We start from the raw sequence: 16035 nt of genomic DNA, 5'->3' as shown, positions 1-16035 counted from the left end.
CCCCAGGAGACTGCCATGACCGAACTGACCGGCGGCCCCGCCCTCCCCCAGGAGCGTCGCGTCGTCACCGCGATCCCCGGCCCCAAGTCCCAGGAACTGTGGGCCCGTAAGCAGGCCACCGTCGCCAACGGCGTCGGCGCCGTGCTGCCCGTCTTCGCCAAGCGCGCGGGCGGCGGTGTCCTGGAGGACGTGGACGGCAACTCGTTCATCGACTTCGGTTCCGGCATCGCGGTGGCCTCGGTCGGCAACAGTGCCGAGGCCGTGGTGCGCCGCGCCACCGCGCAGCTCGCCGACTTCACCCACACCTGTGCGATGGTCACGCCGTACGAGCCGTATGTCGAGGTCTGTGAGCTGCTCGCCGAGCTGACCCCGGGTGACCACGCCAAGAAGTCCGCGCTCTTCAACTCCGGCGCGGAGGCCGTGGAGAACGCCGTCAAGGTGGCCCGCGCGTACACCAAGCGCCCGGCGGTCGTCGTCTTCGACCACGGCTACCACGGCCGGACGAACCTGACGATGGCGCTCACCTCGAAGAACATGCCGTACAAGAACGGCTTCGGCCCGTTCGCGCCCGAGGTCTACCGGGTGCCGGTCGCCTACCCCTACCGCTGGCTGACCGGTCCGGAGAACTGCGCGCAGGAGGCCGCCGACCAGGCGATCGAGCAGATCACCAAGCAGATCGGCGCGGACAACGTCGCGGCGATCATCATCGAGCCGGTGCTCGGCGAGGGCGGCTTCATCGAGCCCGCCAAGGGCTTCCTGCCCGCCATCGCGAACTTCGCGAAGGAGAACGGCATCGTCTTCGTCGCGGACGAGATCCAGTCCGGCTTCTGCCGCACCGGCCAGTGGTTCGCGTGCGAGGACGAGAACATCGTCCCGGACGTGATCACGACGGCCAAGGGCATCGCGGGCGGGCTGCCGCTGGCCGCGGTCACCGGCCGCGCCGAGATCATGGACGCCGCGCACGCGGGCGGCCTGGGCGGCACCTACGGCGGCAACCCCGTCGCCTGCGCCGCGGCCCTGGGCTCGATCGAGACCATGCGCGAGCTGGACCTGAACGCCAAGGCCCGGCGGATCGGCGAGATCATGAAGCCGCGTCTGGCGGCGATGGCGGAGAAGTACGACATCATCGGCGAGGTCCGCGGCCGCGGCGCGATGATCGCGATCGAGCTGGTGCAGTCCGGCACCAAGGAGCCCAACGCGCAGGCCACCGGGGCGCTCGCCAAGGCGTGCCACCAGGAGGGTCTGCTGGTGCTGACCACCGGGACGTACGGCAATGTGCTGCGCTTCCTGCCGCCGCTGGTCATCGGCGAGGACCTGCTCAACGAGGGTCTGGACATCATCGAGGCGGCGTTCGCCACGCTCTGAGCGGCGAACGGCGAACGGCGAACGGCGAACGGCGAACGGTGCGCAGCCGGCGGCAGGTGAACCCGCGTGGTGCTTCCTGTCCCGGCGCGCTCCCGGTCCCCACACGTGGTCGCGGGGCCCCGGCACGCCGCGACGCGCGTAGCTGGAGGCACGGCGTGAAGAAGATGTGCGGGGGCGATGGCGGCCGGGTGATCCGGCTGTCGGGTCCGCTCGCCGTGCCGTACGGTTTCGGCAGATGAGAGAAACACCCCGCCCGCAGGGGACTGCGGGCGACGCCAGGTCGGCGCTTCCCCGGCACCGGCCAGGCCGTGCCCTCGCGCACACCACCGGAGCCCTGGGCTCCGGGAATCCTCACCGATCGGATGGCCGCCCGCCCCACACCCCCCGGGGCGCGCGGTACACCGATCAGCCCGGCCGCCTCGGAACCACCCCCCCTGTTCCGAGGCGGCCGACCTCTTTTTCCCGCCTTCGCGGTCTCTCGCGTTTCTCCCGTCTCTCGGGTTCCTCAGGTTCCTCGGGTTCCTCGGGCTTTTCCGGCCCCTCCAGTAGGTCCGGTCCGTCTGGTCCGTCCAGTCCCCCAGGTCGTCCCGGCCGGCGCCGGCTCCGCACCCCGGCCGCCGTGGCCGGAGCGGTCAGCGCGCTGCTCTTCGCCCTGATCACCTGGCAGGTGGCGGACCACGGCCCGCTCCGCACCCTCGACGAGCGGCTCGGCCGCGCCGTCTCCGCGAGCGCCGTCCCCTCCGGGCTCGCCCAGTTCTTCGCCGACCTCGGCAACACCTCCGTCGCCCTGCCGGTACTGCTGGTGGCCATCGGGTGGGCCGTGTGGCGGAGCTACCGCGGCAGCCGTGGCGCCCCCGTCACCGGCCCGGCGCGCCGGTGGCTGCCGCCGCTGGCCGCCGCGCTCGCCCTGGCCACGGTGCCCGCGCTGGTCGTCCCGCTCAAGCTGTGGCTCGCCCGGCCGGGCCCGCCCCGGATGGCGGGCGGCGCGCACGACGGCTTCTATCCGTCGGGCCATGGCGCCACGGCCGCCGTCGCCTACGGGGTGGCCGCCCTGCTGCTGACGCACGGCCGCCGACGCACCGGCCGCCTCCTGCTCGCGGCCGGTATCGCCCTGCTCAACGCCGGTGTCGGCATCGGCCTGGTGCGCCAGGGCTATCACTGGCCACTGGACGTGCTCGGCAGCTGGTGTCTGGCCGGGGTGCTGCTGGCTGTGTGGTGCGCGGTGTGCGACCGGCGGCCGGACCGCGCGGCCGGCCCCCGGCCCGGGTCCGGCTCCGGGACCTGATGCGGGCCCGGACCCACGGCCAGGCCCGGACCCACAGCCAGGCCGGGACTCACGGCCGGACCCGGACCCCTCGGGGCCGGGCCGCGACGTGGGCCCGGGTCAGGAGCCCGGCACCCCGGCGCCGTGACGCGCGGCGGACCGTACGCGGCCGCGCGGGCCGCCGCCGCACAGCTCTCCCCCGGCCCCTCCTCGCCGCGCCCCCTTCTCGCACCCCCGCCGCGCGCCGTTCACCGCTCGCGTCTGCCGGCCAGCGCCGCCGCCTCGTGCATCGCGAGTTCCAGCAGGCCCGGGTCGGTGAGGTGGCCGGTGCCGTCCGGCGGGACGAGCCAGCGGACACCGCCGGTGTACCGGCCCGGATAGGGCACCACGATCCAGGTGCCGCGCCCGGCGCCCCGTACGCCGGTGCCCAGCCAGCGGCCGGCCGTGCCCGGCGGGACGAAGAAGCCCGTCCGGGTGTCGCCGAAGTCGGCCAGGACCGGGCCCGGCCGGACGGCGACCTCGGCCAGTACATCGAGGGTCGGGGCACCGAGCCGGCCCTCGACGATCAGTACGTCCCAGCGCCGGCCGGCCGGCAGGAGCGCCACCCCGAGCGGGTTGCGCTCCCATTCCCACCGGCACGCTTCCGGGTCGGAAGCCACCGATACCAGCCAGTCCACTGCCTTGCTCGCCCCCGCGGCGCTCATGTCACCCTCGCTCTCCCGGCCCGGACGGGCCGTGGTCTCCCCGGGGAGAGACGACGGGGGCCGCATCCTTACACGGATTGGCGAGGGATTTTCCCCACATGCGGGGAGGCGGGGCGAGGCCGGGACTGCCGGGTGCGGCGGTGGCCGGACCGCCCGCCGCCCGCCCCCGTCAGCCGTCGGCCGTCAGCTGTCGAAGCCGAGGCCGATCCGGTCCATGCCCTTCAGCCACAGATTGCGGCGCCCGGCATGCGTATCGGCGCGGGTCATCGACCACTGGGTGATGCCGATGCCCGCCCAGCGCAGGGGCTCGGGCGGGAACGGCAGCGGTTTGCTGCGCACCATCTCCAGCTCCGTGCGCTCGGTGCGCTCGCCGTCGAGCAGGTCGAGCATCACCTCCGCGCCGAAGCGGGTGGCGCCCACGCCCAGCCCCGTGTAGCCCGCGGCGTACGCGACCCGGCGGGTGTGCGCGGTGCCGAAGAAGGCGGAGAAGCGGGCGCAGGTGTCGATGGCGCCGCCCCAGGAGTGGCTGAAACGCAGGCCCTCCAGCTGCGGGAAGCAGCGGAAGAAGTGCCGGGCGAGCTTCTCGTAGGTGGCCGGGTGGTGGTCGAACTCGGCGCGCACCCCGCCGCCGTAGCGGTAGACGATGTCGTAGCCGCCCCACAGGATGCGTTGGTCGGCGGTGATACGGAAGTAGTGGAAGTGGTTGTTGCTGTCGGACAGGCCCTGGCGGTTGCGCCAGCCGATGGCGGCGAGCTGGTCGTCGGTCAGCGGTTCGGTCATCAGGGCGTGGTCGTAGACCGGGACGATGTACGGGCGTACGCGGCGCACCAGGGACGGGAAGGCGTTGGTGCCGAGCGCGACCCGGCGGGCGAAGACCCGGCCGTAGGGGGTGCGGACGGCCATACCGGCGCCCCGGGAGGCCAGCGCGGTGGCGCGGGTGCGTTCGTAGACGCGGACGCCGAGCCCGAGGCAGGCCCGCTTCAGGCCCCAGGCGAGGCGGGCCGGGTTGAGCATGGCGACGCCGTCGCGGTCCCACAGTCCGGCGCGGAAGGTCGGTGAGTCGACCTCGGCGCGCAGCGCGTCCCGGTCGAGGAAGCGGTGGCGGTCCAGGCCGAGCCGGGCGGCGTCCCGGGCGGCCTCCTCCAGTTCGGCGACCTGGTGCGGTTCGGTGGCGATGTCGATCTCGCCGGTGCGCTCGAAGGCGCAGTCGATCCCGTAGCGGGCGACGGCGTCCTCGATGGCGTCGAGGTTGCGGATGCCGAGCTCTTCGAGCCGGGCGAGCTCGTCCGGCCAGCGGGCCAGGCCGTTGCCGAGGCCATGGGTGAGGGAGGCGGCGCAGAAGCCGCCGTTGCGTCCGGAGGCGGCCCAGCCGATCTCGGCGCCCTCGATGAGCACGACATCGCGCCGCGGGTCGCGTTCCTTGGCGAGCAGCGCGGTCCACAGCCCGGAGTAGCCGCCGCCGACGACCAGCAGATCGCAGGTCTCGTCGCCGACGAGGGCGGACTGTGCGTCCGGGCGGTCCGGGTCGTCCAGCCAGAAGGGGGTGGGGATGGCGTCCGCGAGCGCGCGGACGGCCGGGGACGTCGCCCCGGTCCGGTGCGGCATGGCAGCTCGTGCCATGGATCTCAGCTCCTCTTGCGGCGTTTGCCGGCCAGCTGGCCGACGAGTACGCACAACACGGCGATCAGGAACATCGCCGTTCCGATGACATTGATCTGAACGGGTGTGCCCCGCTGTGCCGATCCCCAGACGAACATGGGAAAGGTCACGGTGGAGCCGGCGTTGAAGTTGGTGATGATGAAGTCGTCGAAGGACAGCGCGAAGGAGAGCAGCGCGCCGGCCGCGATACCGGGGGCGGCGATCGGCAGCGTCACCCGCAGGAAGGTCTGCACCGGCGAGGCGTAGAGGTCCTGGGCGGCCTGTTCCAGGCGCGGGTCCATGCTCATCACGCGCGCCTTGACGGCGGTGACGACGAAGCTCAGGCAGAACATGATGTGCGCGATGAGGATCGTCCAGAAGCCGAACTGGATGCCCATGTTGAGGAAGAGCGTCGCCAGCGAGGCGGCCATCACGACCTCGGGCATCGCCATCGGCAGGAAGATCAGGGTGTTGACGGAGGACCGGGCGCGGAAGCGGTAGCGGGCCAGCGCGAAGGCGATCATCGTGCCCAGGGCGGTGGCGCCGAGGGTGGCCCAGACGGCTATCTGGAGGCTCAGGCCCAGCGAACCGCACAGGTCGGCGACGCCGCACGGATCGCTCCAGGCGTCCGTCGAGAAGCGCTGCCACTGGTAGTTGAAGCGGCCGTTGGGCTTGTTGAAGGAGAAGACCAGCACGACGATGTTGGGCAGGATCAGATAGCCCAGTGTGCCCAGGCCGGCGATCGTGACGAGGTGGCGGCGGAGCAGGCGCAGGGCCCTGCGCGGTGCGGACGCGCGGGCGGGCGGGCGGCTCGCGTCCGCCGCGGGGCGCGTCTCCCCCACGGGTGGGCGGGTCTCGCTGACGGCCATCAGACCAGGTCCTCCGTCCCGGATTTGCGGATGTAGACGGTGACCATCGCGAGGATGGCCGCCATGAGGATGAAGGAGAGGGCGGCGGCGGTCGGGTAGTCCAGGACCCGCAGGAACTGGGACTGGATGACGTTGCCGATCATCTTCTGGTCCGTGGAGCCGAGCAGTTCGGCGTTGATGTAGTCGCCGGCGGCGGGGATGAAGGTCAGCAGGGTGCCGGCGACGACACCGGGCATGGACAGCGGGAAGGTCACCCGGCGGAAGGTGGTGGCCGGGCGGGCGTAGAGGTCGCCGGCGGCCTCGTGCAGCCGGGGGTCGATGCGCTCCAGCGAGGTGTAGAGCGGCAGCACCATGAACGGCAGGAAGTTGTAGGTCAGCCCGCAGACCACCGCGAGCGGGGTGGCCAGCACCCGATGGCCCTCGGTGAGGCCCAGCCAGCTGGTGACGTCCAGGACGTGCAGCGAATTGAGCAGGCCGACGACCGCGCCGCCGTCCGCCAGGATCGTCTTCCAGGCCAGCGTGCGGATCAGGAAGCTGGTGAAGAACGGGGCGATGACGAGGATCATCACGAGGTTGCGCCAGCGGCCGGCCTTGAAGGCGATGAGATAGGCCAGCGGGTAGCCGAGCAGCAGGCAGAGCACCGTCGCGGTGGCCGCGTACAGCACGGACCGGACGAACTGCGGCCAGTACGTGCCGAACGCGTCCCAGTAGGTGGCGAAGTGCCAGGTGACCTTGAAGCCCTCTTCGAGGGATCCGGTCTGGAGGGAGGTGGACGCCTGGTAGACGAGCGGGGCGGCGAAGAAGACGACCAGCCACAGGATGCCGGGCAGCAGCAGCCAGTAGGGGACGAGCCGTTTGCGCGCGGGGGGCCTGCGGACCGGGAGCGGCGCGGCCTCCTCCGGTACGGGCGCGGGCGCCTCGGTGGTGCTCACGCGGCCTCCTCGTCGAGGTCCGTACCGGCGAGCGGGGACTGGGCCGCGTCGAGTCCGAAGGTGTGCGCCGGGTTCCAGTGCAGGACGACCTCGGCGCCGGGGACGAGGCGGCCGTCGCGCTCGATGTTCTGCTCGTAGACGGCGAGTTCGCCCAGGCCGTGGGCGTCGATGACGTACTGCGTGGAGACACCGATGAAACTGGCGTCCTTGATGCGTCCCGGCAGGCGGTTGTGGCCCTCGGGGACGGCGTCGGCGCGATCGGCGTGGATCAGGGCCATCTTCTCGGGCCGTACGCCGGCCAGCACCTTCCCCCCGGTACGGGCGGCCGGGGCGGCGCGGCACCGGCGCGACGGCAGCCGCAGGGTGGTGCCGCCCGCCGTGAGCAGCAGGTGTTCGCCGCCCGCCTCGGTGATCTCGGCCTCGATGAGGTTGGAGGTGCCCAGGAAGTTGGCGACGAAGGTGGTGGCGGGGTTCTCGTAGAGGTCGGCGGGGGCACCGAGCTGTTCGACCCGGCCGCCGTTCATCACGGCCACGGTGTCGGCCATCGTCATGGCCTCCTCCTGGTCGTGGGTGACGTGCACGAAGGTGATGCCGACCTCGGTCTGGATGCGTTTGAGCTCCAGCTGCATCTGGCGGCGGAGTTTGAGGTCGAGGGCGCCCAGCGGCTCGTCCAGCAGCAGCACCTGCGGCTTGTTGATCAGGGCGCGGGCGAGCGCGACGCGCTGCTGCTGGCCGCCGGAGAGCTGCTGCGGTCTGCGGCGCGCCATCGGGCCGAGCTGGACGAGGTCGAGCATCTCCTCGACCTGCTTCTTGACGGATTTGACGCCGCGGCGGCGCAGCCCGAAGGCGACGTTCTCGAAGATGTCCAGGTGCGGGAAGAGCGCATAGCTCTGGAAGACGGTGTTGACGTGGCGTTTGTAGGGCGGCAGGGCGGTGACGTCCTGGCCGCCCAGGGCGACGGTCCCGGTGGTGGGGTCCTCCAGCCCGGCGATCATCCGCAGGGTGGTGGTCTTACCGCAGCCCGAGGCGCCCAGCAGCGCGAAGAAGGAGGCCGCGGGGATGGTGAGGTCGAGCGGGTGGACGGCGGTGAAGGAGCCGTAGGTCTTGCTGATCCCCTGGAGGCGGACGTCGCCGCCGCCGCTCTGCGGGGTCGCGGTCTGGGTCATGTCTCTCGTCCCGTGTGTCGGAGGTCGGAACAGCTCATACGGGCCCGGGGCGGGGGTGGTGCTCAGGCGCCGGTGAGGTCGGAGTACTTCTGGGTGAACTCCTTGCTCTCCTTGCCGGAGAGCGCACGGAAGGAGTGGGACCTGGCGGCCATCTCCTCGTCGGGAAGGATCAGCGGGTTGTCCGCCAACGCCTTGTCGATCTTGGCGAGTTCCTCGCGTACGCCGTCGACGGGGCAGGTGTAGTTGATGTACGCCGCGAGCCGGGCCGCGTTCTTCGGCTCGTAGAAGAAGTCGATGAGCCGTTCGGCGTTCTTCTTGTGGCGCGCTCTGTTCGGCACCATCAGGTTGTCGGTGGACGTCATGTATCCGGCCTTGGGGATGGTGTAGGCGATGGCCGGGTTGTCGTGCTGGAGCTGGACGATGTCGCCGGCCCAGGCGACGCAGGCGGCGATATCGCCCTTGTCCAGGTCGTTGGTGTAGTCGTTGCCGGTGAAGCGGCGGATCTGCTTGGTGTCCACGCCCTTCTGGATCCGGGCGATGGCCGCGTCGTACTCGTCCGCGGTGACGTCCTCGGGGCGTTTGCCCATGTCCAGGAGGGTCAGCCCGACGCTGTCGCGCATTTCGGAGAGAAAGCCGACCCGGCCCTTGAGCTGCGGATCCTCCAGCAGCTGGGTGATCGACTCGACCTTCCGGCCGCCGGTCGCCTTCTTGTTGTAGGCGATGATCGCGGGGATGCCCTGCCAGGGGTAGGAGTGCGCGCGGCCCGGGTCCCAGGCGGGGCTGCGGAACTGCGCCGAGAGCTGGGCGTAGGCGTGCGGCAGGTTGGCCTGGTCCAGGGGCTGGATCCAGCCGAAGGAGATCATCCGCGCGCACATCCAGTCGGTGAGCACGATCAGATCGCGCCCGGTGTCCTGGCCGGCCGCGAGCTGGGCCTGGACCTTGCCGAAGAACTCGTCGTTGTCGTTGATGTCCTCGGTGTACTTGACCTCGATGCCGGTGCGCCGGGTGAAGGTCTCCAGCGTCGGCCGGTGTTTGCCGTCGTCGCTGACGTCCATGTACTCGGTCCAGTTGGAGAAGGTGACACGCTTCTCCGCCGCGGAGTGATCGGCCGAACCGGCGGCGTCGGTACGGCCCGCGGGCGGGATACCGCAGGCCGACAGGGCGCCGGTGCCGCCGATGACGGCCGCCGCGGCGCCGCCGGCGCGCAGCAGCGACCGCCGGGTCATGGCGAGCCGGCCGTCGGTCATGCTGCGGCGCAGCGCGGCGAGTTCGGCCGGGGACAGAGGTTCGGGCTGCTGGTGGTGCTCCATGCGCGGTGCCCTTTCAGGGTGAACCCGGCGCTCGGCCGGTGGTGACGGTGCCGCGCGGCGCTGGCCGCAGAGGGTGGGGGTGTCCCGGCGTGGCCGGGCGGCGCCCCTGAGGTCGGTCCCTGGTGGACGGTGCCGGCCGCCGGCCGTCCCGTCACGGACCGTCCCGTTGCCGAGGTCCCTTACGGGCGGTCCCCGAAGACCGTACGGTGCCAGTCCTTCCTGGCGACCGCGGTGTTGTCGTACATGACGTGCTTGATCTGGGTGTACTCCTCGAAGGAGTAGGCCGACATGTCCTTGCCGAAACCGGACGCCCGAGCGCCGCCGTGCGGCATCTCGCTGATGATCGGGATGTGGTCGTTGACCCAGACGCAGCCCGCCTTGATCTCCCGGGTGGCGCGGCCGGTGCGGTAGACGTCCCGGCTCCAGGCGGAGGCGGCGAGCCCGTAGGGGGTGTCGTTGGCGAGCGCGAGGCCCTCGTCGTCGCTGTCGAAGGGCAGCACGACCAGTACCGGGCCGAAGATCTCGGACTGCACGATCTCGCTGTCCTGGGCCGCGCCGGCGATCAGGGTGGGGCGGTAGTAGGCGCCCTTGGCGAGCGCGCCGTCCCGGTCGGCGGAGGGTGCCGCACCGCCGGTCACCACCGTCGCGTAGCTCCGCGCCCGGTCGACGAAACCGGCCACCCGGTCGCGCTGGGCGTGCGAGATCAGCGGGCCGAGGTCGGTGGCCGGATCGAACGGGTCGCCGAGCCGTACGGTCGCCATCAGGTCGGCGACGCCGCTGACGAAGGCGTCGTAGAGCGGTCGCTGCACATAGGCGCGGGTGGCGGCGGTGCAGTCCTGGCCGGTGTTGATCAGCGAACCGGCCACCGCTCCGTGGACGGCGGCCTCCAGGTCCGCGTCGTCGAAGACCACGAACGGGGCCTTGCCGCCGAGTTCGAGGTGCAGCCGCTTGACGGTGCCGGTGGCGATCTCGGCGACGCGCCTGCCGACGCCGGTCGAGCCGGTGAAGGACGTCATGGCGACGGCGGGGTGGCCGACGAGGTGTTCCCCGGCGTCCCGGCCGGCCCCGGAGACGATGTTGAGCACGCCGTCGGGCAGGCCCGCGCGCTGTGCGGCCTGGGCGAACATGAGCGAGGTCAGCGGGGTGATCTCGGCGGGCTTGAGGACGATGGTGTTGCCCGCGGCGATGGCCGGCAGCACCTTCCACGCGGCCATCTGGAGCGGGTAGTTCCAGGGCGCGATGGAGCCGATGACGCCGATGGGCTCGCGGCGGACGGACGAGGTGTGGTCGGCGCTGTACTCGCCGGTCGCCTTGCCCTCCAGGTGGCGGGCGGCACCCGCGAAGAACGCGGCGTTGTCGATCGAACCGGGCACGTCGAACTCGCTGCTGAGCTTGATCGGCTTTCCGCAGTTCAGCGACTCGGCGTAGGCGAGGTCGGCGGCGTCCTCGGCGAGTGCGGCGGCGAAGCGGTGCAGCGTGTCGGAACGCTCACCGGGCGTCGCCCCGCCCCATGCGGGGAGGGCTTGGCGCGCGGCCTCGACGGCGGCGTCCACATCCGCCGTGCCCGCCAGTTCGTAGGTGTGGACCGGCTCGCCCGTCGCCGGGTTGACAAGGGTCTGGGTGCGGCCGGAACTGCCGCTGCGGAGACCGCCCGCGATGAACTGCGCGCCCTCGGCGAATCGCTCGGTGACATCGAATCGCTGATCCATGGTGCTCTCCTCCGCCGGGCGCCAAAGCCGCGCAGCGGCACTGCCAGGCGTAGCTATTTCCGGAAACGATGGCTGATACTGACAGAGGTGCCGGACCCCAACAAGTGATTCCGTTGTTGCCTTTTGGTCACGCGACGAATTCTGCGGTTTCCGCGGTCCGCCGCCCCGACACGTTGTCAGTGCCCGCTGACAGAATCCCGGCATGATGCACGACACCACGGGGATCACGGACCGGCGCACCGCGGACGGACCGCGCTCGGTCGAGGAACTGCGTGCGGCGACCGCCGTAGGGCAGCGGATCACGTACGTCCATTTCTGGGGTCACACCCCGCGCCGCGACGGCACTCTCGGGGCGAGCCGTTTCAGCCAGTGGTGGCCCTCCCCCTTCACGGTCGACGGGGTCGAGTACGCCACCGCCGAGCACTGGATGATGGCGGGCAAGGCCCGGCTGTTCGACGACGCGGCGGCCGAGCGGCGCGCGATAGCCGCAAGCCACCCCAAGCAGGCCAAGGACGCCGGCCGGGCGGTCCGCGGCTTCGACGAGGAGGTCTGGCAGCGGCACCGCTTCGGCCTGGTGGTCGAGGGCAGCCTGCACAAGTTCGGCCGGGACGCCGCCCTGCGGGAGTACCTGCTCGGCACGGGCTCCCGGGTACTGGCGGAGGCCAGCCCGCGGGACCGCGTCTGGGGCATCGGACTGGCCGCCGACGACGAGCGCGCGGCGGACCCGGCGCGCTGGCGGGGTCTGAATCTGCTGGGCTTCGCCCTGATGGAGGCCCGGCAGCGGCTGGCCGAGGGGGAGGGAACCGACGGGGACAGCGGGGACGACACGGAGGGATAGCCCTGGGGCAGTCCGGGGCTGTCCTGGGCAGCCCCCGCGGAAGTCCGGGGGAAGCTCCGGGGAGGCCCTGAGGAGGTCCGCCGGGGTGGAGGTGCCACGGGCCAGGCGAGGCTAAGCGGATCCGGCGGCCGGCGGGCGACCGGCCGGGCGGGCGGTGCACGCCTCGGGGTGCGGCGGCGCAGGGTGCGGCGGCGCGGCTTGGTAGGTGTCGGAGTAGCCGCCGTCCCGGCCGCGGTCACCGCCGTCGCCCGGTCCACGGCCCTTGGGGCCGAGGCCGTTGACCGCGATGAGGACGATCATCAGCGCGCTGATCAGCAGTGCCACCCCGCCCAGGACGATCCCGGCCAGCGCCGTGCCGCCGTTGTCCGCCTCGCCCCGGGTCACCCTGGCCCGGCCGACGGCTCCGAGGACGACCGCCAGCGCACCGAGGAGGATGCCGAAAACGATGCTGACGCCGAGGAGCGCCCCGGTGATACCGACGATCAGCGCGGCGGTCCCGAAGCCGTTGCCCGGCCGTACCGGCAGCCAGAACGGGTGCCCCATCGCCGGATACCGGCCGAGATCGCCGGGACAGCCGGTGTCGGGACAGCCGGTGTACAGGGGGTGCGGGGAGCGAGGGCCGTACGGGGGAGAGCCGGGGTGGCCGAGCCGGTCCGGCCGCCACGGACCGGGATACAGGGGCGGCGGATACGGCGGCGCGGGGCACGGCTGCCGCGCGTACGACGGCGGAGCGTACGGTGCCACGGCGCTCGGCTGCGGGGGCTGTGGGGGCTGTAGGGGCTGCGTGGGCTGCGTGGGCTGCGTGGGCTGCGTGGGCTGCGTGGGCTGCGTGGGCTGCGTGGGCTGCGTGGGCTGCGTGGGCTGCGTGGGCTGCGAAGCGTACGAGTGCCCGTACGTCCCGGCGCACGGTACGCCCGGTAGAGCCGGCGCGGGCGGTGGCGGCGGAACGGCGTACCGCCCTGGTGCGCCGCCCGCCGAGGTCCCGGACGGCCCCGCGGGGCTCGCCCACGGATTCCCCGGCTCGGGCTCCGGCCCCTCGGCCATGGCTCGTCTTCCCTCTCGCCCGCTCCGACTGTCCTGTCATGTTAAGACCTGCGCCGGGCGCCCGCCCGGCCCCCGCATACGATGACCACACCGTTCCGCACACCGACGCACAACCCCTTGACCAGGAGGAACCGTTGTCCGATCTCGATGCCTTCATCGCGGGCCTGCCGAAGGCGGAGCTGCACGTCCACCACGTCGGATCGGCCTCGCCGCGGATCGTCTCCGAACTGGCCGCCCGGCACCCGGATTCCTCCGTCCCCACCGACCCCGAGGCGCTCGCCGACTACTTCACCTTCCGCGACTTCGCGCACTTCATCGACGTCTACCTCTCCGTCGTGGACCTCATCCGCGACGCCGAGGACGTCCGGCTGCTGACGTACGAGGTCGCCCGCGACATGGCGCGGCAGAACATCCGCTACGCCGAACTGACCGTCACCCCCTTCAGCTCGACCCGCCGCGGCATCCCCGACGCCGCGTTCGTCGAGGCCATCGAGGACGCCCGCAAATCCGCGGAGTCCGAACTGGGTGTGGTGCTGCGCTGGTGCTTCGACATCCCCGGTGAGGCCGGTCTGGAGTCCGCCGAGGAGACCGCCCGGATCGCCTGCGAACTCCAGCCCGAGGGCCTTGTCTCCTTCGGTCTCGGCGGCCCGGAGATCGGTGTGCCGCGGCCGCAGTTCAAGCCGTACTTCGACCGTGCCATCGCGCTCGGTCTGCACTCCGTACCGCACGCCGGTGAGACCACCGGCCCGGAGACCGTCTGGGACGCCCTCACCCACCTGCGGGCCGAGCGCATCGGTCACGGCACCAGCTCCGTCAGGGACCCCGAGCTGCTGGCCCATCTCGCCGAGCACCGCATCCCGTTGGAGGTCTGCCCCACCTCCAACATCGCCACCCGGGCGGTGCGCACCCTGGAGGAGCACCCCATCAGGCAGATGGTCGACGCGGGCGTACTGGTCACCGTCAACAGCGACGATCCGCCGATGTTCGGCACCGACCTCAACACCGAATACGGCGTCGCCGCCCGGCTGTTGGGCCTCGACGCCACCGGTGTGGCCGGCCTCGCCAAGAACGCCGTCACGGCCTCCTTCATGGACACACCGGCCAAGGCGCGGCTGGCGGCCGAGATCGACACCTACGCGGCGTCATGGCGCGGGTAGCGGCGGCGGGCGGCGCGCCGGCCCGGGGGACGGCGGAGGGCCGGAGCCCGGCGGGCACCCGCAAGGTGGCCGTCATCGGCCACCGCGGAGCCCCGTACGCCCACCGTGAGAACACTCTCGCCGCGCTGCGCGGAGCGCTGGAGGCAGGGGCGGACGCCGTCGAGATCGACGTCCGCCATACCCGCGACGGCATCCCGGTGCTGCTCCACGACGCGACCCTCGCCCGGCTGTGGGGGCACGACCGCCCGCTGTCGTCGCTGACGTTCGCCGAGGTCCGCGAGGTGACGGCAGGCGGCGTGCCCACCCTGCGCGAGGCGCTCGCGCTGACCGCCGGCTATCCCCGGGCCCGTGCACTGATCGATCTGCCCGATCCGGCGGCCGCGGACAGCGCCGTCACCGAGGTCCACGAGTCGGACGCCGCCGGCCGCGCGTACTACTGCGGCGGCGGCCTGGCGATGCTCGCCGTACGGGCCGCGGACCCGGACGCCGAGATCGCCTTCTCCTGGGCGCGCGCGGCGCCGCCCCGCCCGGTGCTGCTCGACCGGATCAGACCGCAGTGGCTCAACTACCACTTCGGCCTGGTGACCGAGGACCGGGTCCGCCGTGCGCACGACGGCGGTTACGCCTGCGCCGCCTGGACCGTCGACACCCCGCGCACGGCGCGCCGCCTGCTGCGCGCCGGGGTCGACGCGATCACCACCAACCGCGTCGCAGCACTACGCCCCTTGGTCACCGGCAGAACGCGCTGAGGCCGGGCGAGGACGGCAGGAGGGCGGCCGGGTGGGCGGCACGACGCCCACCCGGCCGTTCTCTGTCGGCCCCGGTCGCCCCGTTGTCCGCTGTGGCCTCTGTGGCCTCTGACTTCTGTGGCCTCGGTGGCCTCTGACTTCTGCGGCGTCGGATGCGTCGGCGTCGGATGCGTCGGCGTCGGATGCGTCGGCGTCGGATGCGTCGGCGTCGGATGCGTCGGCGTCGGATGCGTGTCGCCCGGGGCCGTCCGGCCGCCGGGCGACCCACCGGGGCTCGCCCGGCGGGTCGGGGTTCGCCCGGCCCGCCGGGAAAACTCCGCCGAACCGCCGGGGCCGGTCGCGCGGCCCGCGGCCTCGACCGGCGCGCGTCCGCGAGGCGGTACGCACCCTGACCACCGCACACCGGCCGGTCTGCCACCTCCTGGGGGTGGTCCGGGCCGCTGTCCGAGACCGCTCCGGCGCGCCCTCCGCCGCCCGGCGCCACGGGAACAGCACACCGCCGCCACACTCCCCGCCCGCCGGACAGCGTCCGGACCCGCCGCCGTGGGCCCGACGGCCTTCACCCTCGTCCCACCGGGCCCACGGGCGCTCCGTACGCGCGACGAGATTTCCGCATGCGCGACGAGGTTTCCGTACGCGCGACGAGATTTCCGTACGCGCCTCGTTGTACGGCTCCGCCAGGGCCGCTTCCGGCCCAGGCGCGCGTCCGGTTCCCGGATCGTCCCGGCCGGCGGATCCCCGCCTCCCGACAGCGACCGCCACCCTCGTCCAGGCCGCCGCAAGCCCGCGCGTCGCGACCCCAGGGCACCGGAAGCACGCCCCTTGGAACCCCAACACCCATACCCACCAGGGAAGTTGACGTCCGATTCCGCCACAGTGCGCTCCTCCGGCCGTCACCGGGGATGCGCTCGCCCACGACGACATCGACCCGACCGACTCCCCGGAGCCGTCGCCGGTCATCCGCCGTACCGCCGCCCGGCCCCCTAGCCCACCGGCATCCCCTCAGCACCCGGCAGTGCTGGTCAGCGCTCGCCACTGCCCATCGGCTCCCCGGCCCTCCCCGCGCCCGCCGGGGCCCCCGCAGATGAGTCCACCGTGGCCGCCCCGGCGACGGCCGCGCCGTGCGCCGCCCCCCGTACGGTCGCCGGGGTTCCGCAGTCCGCCCGGCGCAGCCGTCCACGCACCCACAGAGTGAAGTGCCCACCGAAGGAAGGGGATGACGATGACCAGCGAGGTGGCGGAGCCCGGGGTGGAGCCACGGGCGGCGGCCGCCAGCGCTGGAGGAAGCCG

13 protein-coding genes are annotated in these 16035 nt (G+C 72.5%); 5 read left to right on the top strand and 8 right to left on the bottom strand.

All coding sequences use genetic code 11. From position 1 onward, the window contains the following. The first annotated feature begins 15 nt into the window (after nucleotides 1-15). Nucleotides 16-1365, top strand: coding sequence for a 4-aminobutyrate--2-oxoglutarate transaminase (gabT, locus tag ACLJWH_RS23610; protein WP_411143720.1), 1350 nt, complete (start codon nucleotides 16-18; stop codon nucleotides 1363-1365). Nucleotides 1366-1984: 619 nt separating this feature from the next. Beyond that, nucleotides 1985-2650: a phosphatase PAP2 family protein gene (locus ACLJWH_RS23605; protein WP_411143719.1), complete on the top strand. Its 666-nt coding sequence runs from the start codon at nucleotides 1985-1987 to the stop codon at nucleotides 2648-2650. Between the two features lie 227 nt (nucleotides 2651-2877). On the opposite strand, the gene ACLJWH_RS23600 is transcribed toward ACLJWH_RS23605, so the two are convergent. From ACLJWH_RS23600 to ACLJWH_RS23570, 7 genes are all read right to left on the bottom strand, one after another. Beyond that, nucleotides 2878-3333: a hypothetical protein gene (locus ACLJWH_RS23600; protein WP_411143718.1), complete on the bottom strand. Its 456-nt coding sequence runs from the start codon at nucleotides 3331-3333 to the stop codon at nucleotides 2878-2880. A 183-nt stretch (nucleotides 3334-3516) separates the two neighbouring features. Beyond that, on the bottom strand, nucleotides 3517-4953 hold the full coding sequence (locus tag ACLJWH_RS23595; protein ID WP_411143717.1) for an NAD(P)/FAD-dependent oxidoreductase: 1437 nt from the start codon (nucleotides 4951-4953) through the stop codon (nucleotides 3517-3519). A 5-nt stretch (nucleotides 4954-4958) separates the two neighbouring features. Beyond that, nucleotides 4959-5840, bottom strand: coding sequence for an ABC transporter permease (locus tag ACLJWH_RS23590; RefSeq protein WP_411143716.1), 882 nt, complete (start codon nucleotides 5838-5840; stop codon nucleotides 4959-4961). Continuing rightward, a complete protein-coding gene (locus ACLJWH_RS23585) occupies nucleotides 5840-6772 on the bottom strand; it encodes an ABC transporter permease (protein WP_411143715.1) in 933 nt (310 codons plus the stop codon). The genes ACLJWH_RS23590 and ACLJWH_RS23585 overlap by 1 nt, the downstream gene beginning before the upstream one ends. Next, nucleotides 6769-7938, bottom strand: a complete 1170-nt coding sequence (locus ACLJWH_RS23580; protein ID WP_411143714.1) for an ABC transporter ATP-binding protein — start codon at nucleotides 7936-7938, stop codon at nucleotides 6769-6771. The genes ACLJWH_RS23585 and ACLJWH_RS23580 overlap by 4 nt, the downstream gene beginning before the upstream one ends. 62 nt (nucleotides 7939-8000) lie before the next feature. Continuing rightward, nucleotides 8001-9248, bottom strand: a complete 1248-nt coding sequence (locus ACLJWH_RS23575) for an ABC transporter substrate-binding protein (protein WP_411143713.1) — start codon at nucleotides 9246-9248, stop codon at nucleotides 8001-8003. Between the two features lie 179 nt (nucleotides 9249-9427). Next, nucleotides 9428-10957: a gamma-aminobutyraldehyde dehydrogenase gene (locus tag ACLJWH_RS23570; RefSeq protein ID WP_411143712.1), complete on the bottom strand. Its 1530-nt coding sequence runs from the start codon at nucleotides 10955-10957 to the stop codon at nucleotides 9428-9430. A gap of 202 nt (nucleotides 10958-11159) precedes the next feature. Between ACLJWH_RS23570 and ACLJWH_RS23565 the strand changes: the two genes are divergently transcribed. Beyond that, entirely contained in the window at nucleotides 11160-11795 is a 636-nt protein-coding gene (locus tag ACLJWH_RS23565; protein ID WP_411143711.1) for an NADAR family protein, read from the top strand. A gap of 111 nt (nucleotides 11796-11906) precedes the next feature. Here the strand turns inward: ACLJWH_RS23565 and ACLJWH_RS23560 are convergent, their stop codons facing one another. Further along, the gene (locus ACLJWH_RS23560; protein ID WP_411143710.1) at nucleotides 11907-12338 is read right to left on the bottom strand and encodes a DUF4190 domain-containing protein; all 432 of its coding nucleotides are present in this window, start codon (nucleotides 12336-12338) and stop codon (nucleotides 11907-11909) included. A gap of 539 nt (nucleotides 12339-12877) precedes the next feature. Between ACLJWH_RS23560 and ACLJWH_RS23555 the strand changes: the two genes are divergently transcribed. Next, on the top strand, nucleotides 12878-13996 hold the full coding sequence (locus ACLJWH_RS23555) for an adenosine deaminase (protein ID WP_411143709.1): 1119 nt from the start codon (nucleotides 12878-12880) through the stop codon (nucleotides 13994-13996). Beyond that, nucleotides 13984-14745, top strand: a complete 762-nt coding sequence (locus tag ACLJWH_RS23550) for a glycerophosphodiester phosphodiesterase (protein ID WP_411143708.1) — start codon at nucleotides 13984-13986, stop codon at nucleotides 14743-14745. The genes ACLJWH_RS23555 and ACLJWH_RS23550 overlap by 13 nt, the downstream gene beginning before the upstream one ends. Nucleotides 14746-16035: the final 1290 nt, after the last annotated feature.

Origin of the sequence: Streptomyces sp. x-80 (assembly GCF_046549095.1) — a bacterium.
Taxonomy (GTDB): Bacteria; Actinomycetota; Actinomycetes; order Streptomycetales; family Streptomycetaceae; genus Streptomyces; species Streptomyces celluloflavus.
Note: the sequence above shows the minus strand (reverse complement) of the source record. Positions and strands in the feature narration are given on the sequence as shown.